We start from the raw sequence: 13,702 nt of genomic DNA on the forward strand, positions 1-13,702 counted from the left end.
AGCCGTGCCGTGCCGTGCCGTGCCGTGCCGTGCCGTGCCGTGCCGTGCCGTGCCGTGCCGTGCCGTGCCGTGCCGTGCCGTGCCGTGCCGTGCCGTGCCGTCACGAACCCAGCAGCGATCGCCACCGCGACCGTCACAGAGTCAGCCCAATCCGCGAAAAGCTCCAGCCCAACCCGTCAAACCGGCCGTTGCACCTCCTCTCCAGCCTTGCGGCCCATCGTCATCCCTACGTTCTCCGTCTGTCCCGCCAGGCGTCAGTCAAAGAAACTCGGCACGTCCAACGCCCCTCCCGATGCCTCGAACTCGTCGTGCACGGCTTTGCGAAGGCCCGCGTCGGCGAGATAGTCGGCGGCCGTCAGCGCTAGACCCAGTGCACCGTCGACGACCGCTTGATCACCCGTCGGCGACCCGGCAGCCTCGGCGAATTCCTTGGTGTGCAACGCGACCGTCGGCCCGGACACCGCGATCATCGGATGCAGCGCGGGCATGCGGAACGACAAGTTTCCGAGATCGGTGCTCCCGGTCAGGAACTCCGGCACGATGCCCGGCGGCAGCGGCTTCCGCCCGGTGCTCTGCTGATTGACCGACCACCGTCCGGCCAGTGTGGTGTTGAACCGGATCGGTAGGTATGCCGGCTGCGCGTCCCAGTGCAGTTCCACCCCGCAGCCCGTCATTTCGGCCGCGCCGTGGGCGATCGCGGTCATCCGGTCGGCCAGGTCGCGCAGCGTCTCCGGATTCGCCGACCGGAGATAGAACAACAGAGCCGCCCGGGCGGGAATCACATTCGGCCGTGCGCCGCCGTCGGTGAAGATGCCGTGCACTCGGTCGCTCGACGGCAACTGTTGCCGCAGCGCGGAGACACCTTGGTAGGCCGCCACCGCAGCGTCGAGGGCGTTGCGTCCCATGAACGGCTGAGCCGAAGCATGTGCGCCGATGCCGTGGAACACCATCTCCAGTTGTCGCCTGCCGAGGAACGGGTGCAGTGCGATGTCGTGGCTGAACGGATGCAGCATGATCACCGCGTCGACATCGTCGAAGATCCCGGCCCGCGCGAGCGTTTCCTTGCCGCCACCGCCTTCTTCCGCGGGAGTGCCCACCAGCGACACGCGCCCGCCGAGTTGTTCGGCCACTGCCGCCGCGCCGAGGAATCCGCCGGCTCCGGCAGTGCAAATAACGTTGTGCCCGCAGCCATGTCCCAAACCGGGCAGAGCGTCATACTCGGACAGGACTGCGATGTGCGGCCCGCCGTTGCCCGGAGTTCCGGTGCGCAACGCGGTATCCAGCCCGCCGAGCCCGACGGTTACCTCGTGTCCGTGCGCGCGCAGCAATTCGGCGAGCGCGCCGACTGACCGGTGTTCGGCGAACCCTTCCTCCGGATGCGCGTGCAGATCCTGGCTGAGCGCGACGAGTTCGCTGGCTCGCGCGCGCACTTCTTCTTCAACCGCAGCACGGGTTTCCGCGTCCGCTCCGGCGTGGTCGGAGCCGAGCGGTTCAGCTGCGGCCACGGCTTCGGCGGTGGCTTCGATGAGGGAACGGAGGTGGCTGTCGTCGGGCGGGACAGGTGCGGCGTGGGTCATGCGGAGAATGCTATCTCCGAACCCCGACAAAAATGGATCACTGCACGTCGGACAGCCGACCGGAGACGAGTTGGGCGACCCCGAAGTACTGCTCGCGCACCTCGTCGAAGCCGCGCCCGCGCAGGCTGGCCGCGATCTCCCCGCGGTCGAACATGCGTTGCCCGCTGACGATTCCTCCTGCGGTGTCGGCGATCCGGGTCACCTGGCAGTCGCGGCGAGCGCTCGTGAGCAGGACGATCCGGCCGCCGGGACGCAGAATCCGGGTGAACGAATCAAGCGCGCGTTCCGGCTCGGCGAACATGTGCAGGGCGGCGAAACAGCAGATAGCGTCCACAATGGACGAAAGCAGCGGCGGCTCGACCGCGTCGGCGCGAAGGTAAGTCACGGTCGGCGAATCAGTTTCTTCGACCGCGCGCGAAAGCATGCTGCGTGCGCCGTCCAAGCCGATCGCAAGCCCGTCCGGTCCCACCGCGTCGCCGAACGCGCGCGTGAACCGGCCAGTCCCGCACGCGACGTCGAGCACGACCTGACCTGGCTGCAGCGCGAGCCGTTCGGCGGCCAGCGCGACCTCGTTGGCCATGCTCGGGCCGCTGGGGCCTTTGAGGACGCGGCCGAGCACCGGCCGCCAATAGCGTTCGTAGACCTGTGGCAGCAGCGTGGTGCGCATGAGCCGCTGAGTGAGCCCGGTGGGCGGGCCGGCCTGGGCAGCGTCGCCGAGTGTGTCGAGGAAGCCGTCGACTGTCGTGGCCGACTCGCTGAGCAGGTCGGTGAGCCGCTGCTGGGTGCTGTGGTGGGGCACGGAAGTCCTCTCGGTGGGGATACCGGCAGTATGCGGCATCGGCGGCTAACTCGTTCGAGTGAAGATCGGCCCGATCAAGCGTTCGAGGCCCGGCATTGTCGGTGCCTGTTCCTAACGTCGTCCGCACGGTCTCCGACCCGCGGAGACCAGCGAGGAGGACTGTCTGATGACCGCACCGATCCTGCGTCCGATCGACCTGCCCACCGGCGAAATCGCCGTGCACGGGGACTTCGACCTGAGCGCCGCGTCGCAGTGGCTCGCCGGGGCGGGCCCGGCGGGATCCTTCGCGGCCGAACCGGGCGTGCTGCGGCTGGCGTTCCCGGTGGAAGGGACCTGGACGCACGCCGGGGCCGCGATCCGGCAGAGATCCCCGGGCACGGTCGAAGTCGGCGTGGCGGCGCCGGTGGAGATTGCCTCGCGAGTGGTCGCGCAGGTGAGCCGGATGCTCTCGCTCGACGTCGACGAATCCGGTTTCGCCGAGGTCGCGAGCCGCGACTCCGTGGTCCGGCGGCTGCAGGCTCGCCACAGCGGAGCGCGCCCAGTGCTGTACTCGTCGCCGTACGAAGCAGCCTGCTGGGCCGTGCTCACCCAAGGAATGCGCGCCCGGCAGGCGATGCGGTTGCGGGAACAGCTCGCAGTGCGACACGGCCGTCAGGTGGGCGACGATGGGCCATTTTCCTTTCCCACCCCGCAAATTCTGGCCGAATTGGATGACGAACCGTCGGTGGGACCGTTCCGGCTCGCACGCCTTCGGGCTGTCGCCCGGGCGGCAACTGACGGCCGCCTGGACACCGAAGAGCTGCTGGCTCTGTCGATCCCCGACGCGATGACGCGGCTGTGCGCGATTCCGGGCATCGGAGCGTTCTCCGCCGAGCAGATCCTGCTGCACGGCGCGGGACATCCCGATCTCTTCCCGCGGCTGGACACCCAGCTTCACCAGATTCTGTGCGCGGAGTACGCGTTGCCTCCCGACACACCGCCGGACGAGCTCGAACCGCTGACTGAGGACTGGTGGCCGTATCGGTCGTGGGTCGCGCATCTCTTCCGGCTCGATCGGTTGCGGACGGCGGTGTCCGGGGAGGTGGCGGACTGAGCGGTTGCTGAAGTCGCGGATCGACAGGAGGGAGACGTTATGGAGTGAGGCCGCCGTCCATACCGAATCGCGGCCGACGGTCGTTGCCTGGGCACTCACAGGGGCCAAATAGGGCCTGTGGTGAGGTGTCCGCGTGACTACGCCTGTACTCGCCGTCTCGACTGTGCTCAGTGCTCGACCGGGTGCCGGAGAAATCTCCGGTGCGGCCATGGCAGCGGGCACTGGGACAGTCGGTGCGGCGCTGGAACAGGCGAATACGCCGAGCGTCATCACGTTGGTCACCGGCGGTATCGCCTTGCTGGTGGTGCTCGCCGGCGGAACGCCGTGGCGGTTCGCCCGCAACGTCATCACGATCGTGCACGAGGCCGGCCACGCGCTGGCGGCGGTGACGGTCGGACGGCGGCTGCGGTCGATCCGGCTGCACTCGGACACCTCCGGGGTCACCGTGTCGCGCGGCAAGCCCGAGGGGCCGGGGATGGCGTTCACGGCCTTGGCCGGATACGTCGCGCCGTCGGTCTTGGGGCTGCTGTTCGCGAGCCTGGTCGGGGCCGACCTCATCACCTCGGTGCTCGTGCTGGTCGCGTTGCTGCTGCTGGGTGTGCTGATCATGGTGCGCAACGCTTACGGCGTGTTCACGGTGGTGGCGAGCGCCGTCGTGCTTGGGCTCGTGGCTCTGGTCGCGCCGAAGGTGGTGCAGGCGCCGTTCGTGTATCTGCTGACGTGGTTCTTGCTGTTCGGCGGGGTCCGGCCGGTGGTGGAGCTTCAGCTCAAACGGCGACGTGGCCAGGCGCGGGACTCCGACGCCGATCAGCTGAGCCGGTTGACCGCCGTGCCCGCGGTGTTGTGGGTGCTGGTGTTCGGCGTGCTCACGGTGAGCTGCGTCATCGCGGGCGGGCTGTGGTTGCTTCAGCCGTTGGGGCTGTGATGTTGCCGCTGCGGTTCTGGCGTGCGGTGCGCTGACGCGGACTGTCGCCGGGGTCGCGTGGGGTGACTGCGTGGGGCCGCTGGGTTGCGGTGGAGCAGGTCGGTGGCTCGGCGGTGACGTCCGTGGGCGTCGAGGTGCTGCGCTGCCAGTGGTTGGGCTGCGTGGGCTGACGTCGTGCGTGCTCAGCTGTGGTGGAGCGGTTGGCCGTGGGGCTGTGCGGGTTGCTTGCCTTGGGCATCGAGGTGCGGTGGCGCGGGTGGCTGTGGACTGTGCGGCTGGCGGCCCGGATGTTGAGGTGGCGTGGAGGGCCGCGCGGTCGCGCTGCGGCGAGTGGCACTGTGGCCGTGGCCGTCGCCGTGGGCTGGTGCGGACGGCTAGCTGCTGGGCTGCGTCGGTTGACGCGGTTGACGCGGTTGACGCGGTTGACGCAGTTGGCTCAGGGTGGCGCAGGTTGACGTCGTGCGGAGCTGGGCTCTGTCCTGGGTGCTGTGGACACACTTCGGCAGTGGCCGCTGCTGGTGGTGCTGGTGTCGTGGTTGCGGGGTCTGCTGCAGTTCCTCGGGCAGTCGCTCGGCGTAGCGGCCGTCGCTTGCCTGCTAGGACGGACCGTCGCGGGAGTTCGCGGCGGTTGGCGGGCTGGGCGGGAATCGCGGCGGCGGACGGCGTGACCCCGTGACCCCGTGACCGCGTGGCGGCGCGGCGAAGCGATCGCGGGTCGGAGCACCGGCTGCACCCAAGCAGCGCAGGTGGCGGCAGCGGCGCGCCCCGGGGCCACGGCGAGAGGCCGCGGGCAGGGACGCGGCGGTCGTGAGCGGCGGCGTTGTCGACCATGTTGTCCACCAGGCGACTGGCGCCGGGAGCGTCCCGAGGGCTGAGCCCGTCGTCTCCCCATGTGGGCGGTACGGCAGACTGGACGTCTGCTGAGCCGCCGGAGGGAGACAGGCGATGGACGAGGTCGCGAAGGCCGTCGAGGAGTGTGCGCGGGCGGCGAAGGCGGCTGCGCCGTCGTTGGCTGCCGCCGGGGACGATGCGGTGGATGCGGCGCTCGTCGGGATGGCGGAGCGGCTCGTCGAGCACCGGGACGAGGTGCTTGAGGCCAACCGTGCCGACGTTGCCAAGGCTACGGCTGACGGGATGAGCGCCGGTCTGCTCGATCGGCTCACCATCACGCCCGAGCGGCTCGACGGGATGGCCGCACAACTGCGGCTGCTGGCCGGCGCTCCGCACCAGGAGCGGTCCGTCCCTGTGTCCACGTTGGACGGTGGGCTGCGGCTGGTCGAGCGGCGGCGTCCGGTGGGTGTCATCGGCGCGAACTACGAGGCGCGGCCGAACGTGACCGTCGATGTGGCGTCGCAGTTGGTCAAGTCGCGCAACGGCGGCGTGCTGCGGACCGGGTCGGCGGCGCTGGGGTCGGCGCAGCGGTTGCGGGACGTCGTGATCGCGCCCGCGCTCGAGGCTGCCGGGATCAACCCGGACGTCATGCAGTTGGTGCCGCGCGTTGAGCGGGAGGCGGCGTCGGCGCTGGTTCGGTTGCCTGGGCTCGTGCCGCTCGTCATCCTGCGCGGCAGCGGCGACAGCACGCGCGCGCTGGCGACCGAGGCCGCCGTGCACGGGGTGGGCACGTTGGCGCATGCCGACGGCGGCGGGGTGCTGTACGTCGACGCCGCGGCGGATGCGGGCAAGGTCCGTGACCTCGTGTTCTCGAGCCTCGACCGGCTTGGCGTCTGCAATCGGCTGAACCTGCTGCTGATCCACGAGGACGTGCACGACACGGTGTGGCCGCAGATCGAGTCGGCGCTGGCCGAGCGGGGTGTCACGCCTTCGCTCGCGCCGCACGAGCATCCGATCGGCTACGAGTGGGCGCTGGACTCCGAGCGGGAGGCGACCGTCACCGTGGAGAAGGTCGGCGGGCTCGTCGACGCGGTCGAGATCGCGAACGAGCGCACGTCCGGGCTGGCCGCGGGGATCGCGACCGAGAACCCGGCGGCCGCGGAGCAGTTCTTCGACGGCTACACCGGCACCGGCGTGTTCTGGAACGCGCCGACCCGGCTGCTGGACGGCTTCAAGCTGCTCGCGGTGCCCGAAACCGGCATCAACCTCGACCGGGTGCCGGGTCCGCGCGGACCGGTGACCTACACCGACCTGTACGTCCGCCAGTACGCCGTGGTGCCTGCCTGACCTGGCCGGAGCACGATGAGCGGATGGGCACGATGACCGGGCGGCCGCACGTCCTGCTGTCCGCGGCGCAATCGCTGGACGGCTACCTCGACGACGCCGGCAGCACGCGCCTGATCCTGTCCAACGAGGACGACTTCGCGGAGGTCGACCGGCTCCGTGCCGAGGCCGACGCGATCCTCGTCGGCGCGGGCACGGTGCGGGCCGACAACCCGCGCCTCCTCGTGCGCTCCGCCGGACTGCGCCGCGAGCGCGTCGCGGCGGGGCGGCCGGAGCAGCCGGTCAAAGTGACGGTCACGAGCAGCGGCAAGCTGGATCCGGCGTCACGGTTCTTCACCGTCGGCGACACCGAGAAGCTCGTCTACGCGCCGCGGGGCAGCGCGGAGAGCCTGAGCGCGGTCGCGACGGTGGTGGACGTCGGCAGTCCGCCGCAGCTTGGGCGTGTTCTGGACGACCTCGGTGCGCGGGGGATCCGGACGTTGCTCGTCGAGGGCGGCGGGGCGGTGCACACGCAGTTCCTCGACGCCGGGCTCGCCGACGAACTCCGGCTCGCGGTCGCGTCGGTGATGGTCGGCGACCCGCGCGCGCCGCGGTTTCTCGGGCCGGGGGCGTTTCCGCGACCGCTGGAATTGACGGAAGTGCGGCGGCTCGGGGACGTCGCGGTGCTTCGGTATCGCGCGGCGGCTGAACCGTCGTCGCTCGATCTGCTGCGGTTGCGCCAAGCCATCGAGCTTGCCGACGAGTGTCCGCCGAGTTCGACGTTTCGGGTCGGCGCGGTCGTCGGGTTGCCGGACGGGACAGTGCTCGCCACGGGGCATTCGGGCGAGGGCGACCCGCACAATCACGCGGAAGAATCCGCGCTGGCGAAGCTCGATCCGCGCGACCCGCGCCTCGCCGACGCGACCATGTACAGCTCGCTCGAACCGTGCAGCGATCGCGCGTCCCACCCCAAAAGCTGCACGCAGCTGATCCTCGAAACGGCCATTCCGCGGGTGGTGATGGCCTGGCGGGAACCGTCGTTGTTCGTCGAGGCCGAAGGGGTCGAGCGGCTGGTCGCCGCTGGACGGCGGGTGATCGAGGTGCCGGCGTTGGCCTCGGAAGTCCGCCGGGCGAATACGCACCTGCCCGGCGTTCGTCCCTGATTCCTCACCGCGACCGACGGATCGGGCGCTGCGGCGAGGAATCCGCGTCGCAACGCCCGATCGGGAAATCAGCAGCCTCCGTTGTCGGTCCAGACGCCCCACTGGCCGGTCGTGCCGGGTTCCTCGCCCTGGGTCCACCATTTGGCGGTCCATTTATGGCTGTTGTGCGCGACTACGGTGCCGCCGGTGTAGACCTGCGTTTTCTGCCATTCCGGTGCCGAACAGGTGCCCGGGGGATTGCTGGTCGGACTGGTCGGGCTCGTCGGCGGAGTGGTCTGCGGCGGGGTCGCGCCGGCGAACCGGGTGGTGAACTTCGTGAAGTCCCAGTCGTTTTGCTGGACATTCGAGCACACGCTGTTGTCGGTCGTCGTCGTGCACTGCCGGTCGCGGTTCACCGCCCAGAAAGTGAACCGGCCGAGGTGGTGGCTCGTCGCGTAGTCGTACACGGTCTGGAAATCGGAAACGTTGAAGTATTCCGAGGAGTCGGATTTCCCGTTCATTCCCGAGAAACCCTCGTGCGAATACGCGGTGTCGCTGTCCCAGCCGAGGTGGCTTTGGAGCAGGCCGTGGAACGCTTCCAGCGCCGACACCTGCGACGCGCCGCCGCCGGTGAAGCCGCCGTCGAACGGCATGATCGAGAAGTCGTTGGGGGAGAAGCCGATCGACTTCGCCTGGTCCAGCAACTGGGTGCCGAACCAGCCGGTGCCGGCCGCGGTTCCCGGCATCGTCACCGACACGAACAGACCGGGGTTGTCCGCCTGCAGTTTCTTCGCGGCGCCGAGTTCGTTCGCGATGGCAGCGGTGTCTTCGTACTCGGGTTCTTCGAGGTCGAAGTCGATGGCTTTCAGGTTGTATTTCGCCACGACCTGCTGGTAGGCGGCGGCGGTCGCGTCGACAGTGCCGCAGGTCTGGCCCAGCTTCGTCCCGCCGTAGCCGCCGACCGAAACCGACACGTCGCCGCCGTTGCCTCGAATGCGGTTGATCGCGTCGCCGACGGTCGTGTCCGAGGAAACCGGCGTCGTGCCGTCCCAGGTGGGACTGCATCCGCCGCTCTTGGGCGCGAGGATGAAGGCCAGCTGGAACGCCTTCTGCCCGGTCGCGTTCATGACAGTCACCGGGTCGGGCGGGTTGTTGCTCTGCGGCATGAGGTACGGCGCGGCGGCGTACCAGTTGTTGTCGAGGCCGGTCGACGTCCCGGTCTGCGCATGGGCGGTCGCGGCCACGACGGCAGCTGCCCCGGCCACGGTAGCGGCGGCGACGAGTGTGGCGGCCAGTCTGCTTCGCTGCATCTGTCCTCCGGCGAACATGCGGAAAATTGATGCGGTAAGCATTGGACTAGACCATTATGAAGTCAAGGTGCGGTCGGCTGCTCTTGTCCGGCGGGCGGCGGGTTCGGGGGGTATGCCGGAATTCGGTTCGGCGGATTCACCCTTGCGGCGCAACGGGTCCGCGCGAAGGGACGCGGACCGCGGGGGGCGAGTGGTCCGCTGGGGCGAGTGATCGGCTGGGGAGAGCGGTCGGCTGGGGAGAGGGGGAGACGGTGACGGTGCGGTTGGATTGGACGGGTGCCGCCAGGGGGCGCGGGGCGAGAACTGCGGTGGTCGGGCGGCGGGGGAGGCTCGGACGGCTCGGTGCGTGGTGGCGGGAGCAGTGGCGGTGGCGTGGCTGGGCTGGGCGGGCTTGGCGATAGGGCTCCGGGCTGCGGGAAAACGCAGGGCAGGTGTTGGTGGTGCCGCTTGGGTGCGGGCAGGTGCTGGTGGCGGCTTGAGCGTGGGCAGGTGCTGCTGGGGCGGCGATGCGGTCGGGTTGGCGGGTTTGGCGGTAAGACTTGGGGCGGTTGGGTGCGGCACGGACGCTGGTGGGGGCGTCGATGCGGTCGCGACCTCGCGTTCGATTCGGGGGGTGCTGGTGGACGAGGTGCTCGGGCTGGTGGGTTTGGGCGGTTAGGCGTAGGGCGGGCGCTGGCGGGGTGGCGGCAGGACTTGGGGCCGCTGGGCGCAGCGCGGGCGCTTGAGGGGCGCGTGTGGTTTGGGTGCGCAGCGGGGATGACGGCGGCTGGTCGGCATGGCGGGTCTGGCCAGCGGTGACGGCGGCTGGTCAGCGGGGAGGGCTGCCGGATAGCGGAGGTCGGTGGCGCGGTTGGCCTAGCGAGTTCTTCGAGAAGGCCCGCGCAAGCATCCGCGACTCGGCCAGATGAGCTGGGACCGCGCGTGAGGCCGTAGGTTGGGTGGAACGGCTGGTTTCTGGACGAAAGCCCGGCCCAATGGATGGAATTGCCGCGCAAGGGGGCAGTTCGCCAGTGATGACTCCCCCGGTTGCCTCAGCTGGCCAAAACAGAACCAGCCGAGGCAACCGGCCAGGTCAGTCGTTTTCTAGATCGCCTTCCAGCGTCAGGTACACCTCGCGCATCTGCGCCAGCAACTTCGGATCCGGTTCCTCCCACAGGCCTCGATCCGCGGCTTCCGTCAAGCGTTCGATGATTCCCCGCAATGCCCACGGGTTCGCGTCCCGCAGGAACTGCTGGTTTTCCTCATCCAGCACATACGACTGCGACAACTTCTCGTACATCCAGTCGCCCACCACACCCGCGGTCGCGTCGAAGCCGAAGAGGTAGTCCACGGTTGCGGCGAGTTCGAAAGCGCCCTTGTAGCCGTGGCGGCGCATCGCGGACAGCCATCGCGGGTTCACCACTCGGGCGCGGAAAACGCGGGCTGTTTCTTCGCCCAAAGTGCGAGTACGAACGGCATCGGGAGTGGTGGAATCGCCGACGTACGACGCGGGGGCGGAGCCGGTCAGGGCGCGGACGGTGGCGATCATTCCGCCGTGGTACTGGAAATAATCGTCCGAATCAGCGATGTCGTGTTCGCGAGTGTCCGTGTTCTTCGCGGCTACCACAATGCGTTTGTACGACGATTCCATGTCCTCGCGCGCGGGACGGCCGTCCAGGTCCCTGCCGTAGGCGAAGCCGCCCCAGACTGCGTAGACCTCCGCTAGGTCCTTGTCGTCGCGCCAGTTTCCGGAGTCCATCAACGGGAGGAGGCCAGCTCCGTACGCGCCTGGTTTCGAGCCGAAGATGCGGGTGGTGGCTCGGCGGTCGTCACCGTGATCCGCCAGGTCCGCGGCGACATGGGCGCGGACGTAGTTGGAGGATTCCGGTTCGTCCAGGGAGGCGGCTAGGCGGACGGCGTCGTCCAGCATGGTGATGACGTGCGGGAAAGCATCGCGGAAGAAGCCGCTGATGCGGACCGTCACGTCAATCCTCGGGCGGCCCAGTTCGGACAGCGGGATGGGTTCGATGCCGGTCACGCGGCGGGAGGCTTCGTCCCACACTGGCTGGATTCCCAGCAGGGCAAGGACTTCGGCGGCATCGTCGCCGGAGGTGCGCATGGCGGAGGTGCCCCAGACCGACAGGCCGACGGACCGCGGCCAGTCGCCGGTGTCTTCGCGGTAGCGGCGGAGCAGGGAGTCCGCCAGGGCCTGGCCGGTTTCCCACGCCAGGCGGCTGGGGATCGCCTTCGGGTCCACCGTGTAGAAGTTTCGGCCGGTGGGCAGGACGTTCACCAAGCCGCGCAAGGGAGAACCGCTGGGGCCGGCGGGGATGTAGCCGCCGTCCAAGGCGTGCAGCACCGCGTCTACTTCGGACGAGGTTCCGGCCAGGCGGGGGACGATTTCGGTGGCGGCGAAGGTCAGGACGCGGGCGACTTCGGCATCAGGAGCGCCCAGGACCTCGCTCACCACTGAAGAAACTGAAGAAGGGGACCACGCGTGGGTCTCCATCAGAGAAACCAGCGTGTGGGCGGTGGTTTCGATGGCGTCCACTTCGGACAGTGGCGCGTCCGAGTTTTCCTTCAGGCCCAGGGCAGAGCGCAGGCCGGGGACGGCTCCTTGCTTGCCGCCCCACATTTGCTGGGCCCGGAGCATTGCCAGGACCAGGTTGACGCGGGCCTCGCCGACCGGAGCCTCGCCCAGGATGTGCAGGCCGTCGCGGATTTGGGCGTCCTTGACCTCGCACAGCCAGCCGTCGATGTGCAGCAGGAAGTCGTCGAATTCCGCGTCGTGCGGGCGTTCGTCGACGCCGAGGTCGTGGTCGAGCTTCGCGGCCTGGATGAGGGTCCAGATCTGGGCGCGGATCGCCGGGAGTTTCGCCGGGTCCATCGCGGCGATGTTGGCGTGCTCGTCCAGCAACTGCTCCAGGCGGGCCAGGTCGCCATACGATTCCGCGCGGGCCATGGGCGGGACCAGGTGGTCCACGATGGTCGCGTGCGCACGGCGTTTCGCTTGCGCGCCTTCGCCGGGGTCGTTGATCAGGAACGGGTACACCAAGGGCAGATTGCCCAGGACGGCGTCGGGGGCGCAGGCGGCGGAGAGGCCCGCGGTCTTGCCGGGCAGCCATTCCAGCGAACCGTGTTTGCCGAGGTGGACGACGGCGTGTGCGCCGAATTCCTCTTCCAGCCAGCGGTACGCGGCGAGATAGTGGTGGCTCGGCGGCAGATCCGGGTTGTGGTAGATCGCGACCGGGTTTTCGCCGAACCCGCGCGGCGGCTGGATCATCAGGATGACGTTGCCGGACTGCAGCGACGCCAGGACGATGTCCCCCTCGGGGTTTGCCGACGTGTCGACATACAGCGAACCCGGTGCGGGGCCCCAGTGTTCTTCCATCGCTTCTCGCAACTCGACCGGCAAGGCGGCGAACCACGACCGGTACCGGGCCGCGGGGACGCGGATCGGGTTGCCGGACAGCTGTTCTTCGGTGAGCCATTCGGGATCCTGGCCGCCCGCGGCGATCAAGGCGTGGATCAAGGCGTCGCCGTCCGGCTGGTCGGTGCCGGTCGGGTCGACGCCGGGGAAAGCCTCCGCGCCGAGGTCGTAGCCGCGTTCGCGCATGAGGCGCAGGAGTTTGATCGCCGAAGCCGGGGTGTCGAGGCCGACCGCGTTGCCGACGCGCGAGTGCTTCGTGGGGTACGCCGACAGCATCAAGGCGATCCGGCGAGAAGCAGGCGGGGTGTGCCGGAGCCGGGCGTGCGCGAGGGCGATGCGGGCGACGCGGGAGGCGCGTTCGCTGTCGGCGATGTACCGGGGGAGGCCGTCGTCGTCGAATTCCTTGAAGGAGAACGGGACAGTGATGATCCGGCCGTCGAACTCCGGTACCGCCATCTGGTTGCCGGCGTCGAGCGGGGACAGGCCGTCGTCGCTGGCGGACCAGGTTTCGCGGTCGCTGGTCAGGCACAACGCCTGCAGCACCGGCACGTCCAGCGCGGCCATCTCCGCGACGTCCCACGATTCGTCGTCCCCGCCCGCTCCGGCTTCCGACGGACGGGTGCCGCCCGCCGCCAGAACGGTGACCAACAGGGCGTCGACCTTGCCCAGCTCAGCCATCATCTCCGGCGCGCGCGTGCGCAGGGACGCGGTGTGGATCGGCAACGCCCGGCCGCCCGCGGACTCGACCGCGTCGGCCAGCGCGTGCACGAAACCGGTGTTTCCGGACAGGTGGTGCGCGCGGTAGTAGAGGATCCCGATGACCGGGCCATCACCCTCCGGAGCCGGCCGCGAAAGCACGCCCCACGACGGCAGTTCGGCGGGCGGTTCGAAGCCTTCGCCGGTCAGGAGCAGGGTGTCGGACAGGAACCGGTGCAGCTGCGTGAGGTTCTCCGGACCGCCCTGCGCGAGGTACAGATGCGCTTGCGCGGCGATCCCGGCCGGAGTCGTGGAGAGCTTCATCAGCTCCGCGTCCGGCGTCTGCTCGCCGCCCAGCACGATCACGTGCGCGCCGGACGCGCGCAGCGTATCCAGGCCTTCTTGCCAGGTCCGCGGCGTGCCGAGGATCCGGACGACGACGATCGAGCAGCCCTCGAGCAGGCCGGGCAGGTCGCCGAGCGGAAGCCGGGACGGGTTGCCGAGCCGGTAGTCCGCGCCGCTGGCCCGGGCGCTGAGCAGGTCGGTGTCCGAAGTGGACAGCAACAGGATCACGGCGTTCCTCACTCGGGGTGTCCG

The 13,702-nt window shown here is 69.4% G+C and carries 9 protein-coding genes; 5 read left to right on the forward strand and 4 right to left on the reverse strand.

Annotation, left to right across the window (positions count from 1 at the left end; translation table 11 throughout):
• Positions 1–254: 254 nt before the first annotated feature.
• The gene (locus ACFXI3_RS00850; RefSeq protein ID WP_378397229.1) at positions 255–1,577 is read right to left on the reverse strand and encodes a M20 family metallopeptidase; all 1,323 of its coding nucleotides are present in this window, start codon (positions 1,575–1,577) and stop codon (positions 255–257) included.
• A gap of 37 nt (positions 1,578–1,614) precedes the next feature.
• On the reverse strand, positions 1,615–2,376 hold the full coding sequence (locus ACFXI3_RS00855; protein ID WP_378397230.1) for a class I SAM-dependent methyltransferase: 762 nt from the start codon (positions 2,374–2,376) through the stop codon (positions 1,615–1,617).
• A gap of 166 nt (positions 2,377–2,542) precedes the next feature.
• On the opposite strand from ACFXI3_RS00855, the gene ACFXI3_RS00860 reads away from it, so the two are divergent.
• The 5 genes from ACFXI3_RS00860 to ACFXI3_RS00880 all read left to right on the forward strand — a co-directional run bounded on the left by ACFXI3_RS00860 (position 2,543) and on the right by ACFXI3_RS00880 (position 7,711).
• On the forward strand, positions 2,543–3,469 hold the full coding sequence (locus ACFXI3_RS00860; protein WP_378397231.1) for a DNA-3-methyladenine glycosylase family protein: 927 nt from the start codon (positions 2,543–2,545) through the stop codon (positions 3,467–3,469).
• A gap of 208 nt (positions 3,470–3,677) precedes the next feature.
• Entirely contained in the window at positions 3,678–4,394 is a 717-nt protein-coding gene (locus tag ACFXI3_RS00865; RefSeq protein WP_344287486.1) for a M50 family metallopeptidase, read from the forward strand.
• Positions 4,395–4,882: 488 nt separating this feature from the next.
• The gene (locus ACFXI3_RS00870; RefSeq protein ID WP_378397233.1) at positions 4,883–5,062 is read left to right on the forward strand and encodes a hypothetical protein; all 180 of its coding nucleotides are present in this window, start codon (positions 4,883–4,885) and stop codon (positions 5,060–5,062) included.
• Positions 5,063–5,339: 277 nt separating this feature from the next.
• Complete coding sequence (locus ACFXI3_RS00875) at positions 5,340–6,572, forward strand: aldehyde dehydrogenase family protein (protein WP_378397234.1); 1,233 nt, start codon at positions 5,340–5,342, stop codon at positions 6,570–6,572.
• Between the two features lie 32 nt (positions 6,573–6,604).
• Positions 6,605–7,711 carry a dihydrofolate reductase family protein gene (locus tag ACFXI3_RS00880; protein WP_378397335.1) on the forward strand — a complete coding sequence of 369 codons (1,107 nt, stop codon included), beginning with the start codon at positions 6,605–6,607 and terminating at the stop codon, positions 7,709–7,711.
• A 68-nt stretch (positions 7,712–7,779) separates the two neighbouring features.
• Here ACFXI3_RS00880 and ACFXI3_RS00885 read toward each other — a convergent pair whose 3' ends face one another.
• Entirely contained in the window at positions 7,780–9,000 is a 1,221-nt protein-coding gene (locus ACFXI3_RS00885; protein ID WP_344287282.1) for a chitinase, read from the reverse strand.
• A gap of 1,072 nt (positions 9,001–10,072) precedes the next feature.
• Entirely contained in the window at positions 10,073–13,678 is a 3,606-nt protein-coding gene (gene cobN, locus ACFXI3_RS00890; protein ID WP_378397336.1) for a cobaltochelatase subunit CobN, read from the reverse strand.
• Between the last annotated feature and the right edge of the window lie 24 nt (positions 13,679–13,702).

This window comes from Amycolatopsis sp. NPDC059235 (assembly GCF_042754125.1).
GTDB classification, from domain to species: Bacteria; Actinomycetota; Actinomycetes; order Mycobacteriales; family Pseudonocardiaceae; genus Amycolatopsis; species Amycolatopsis albidoflava.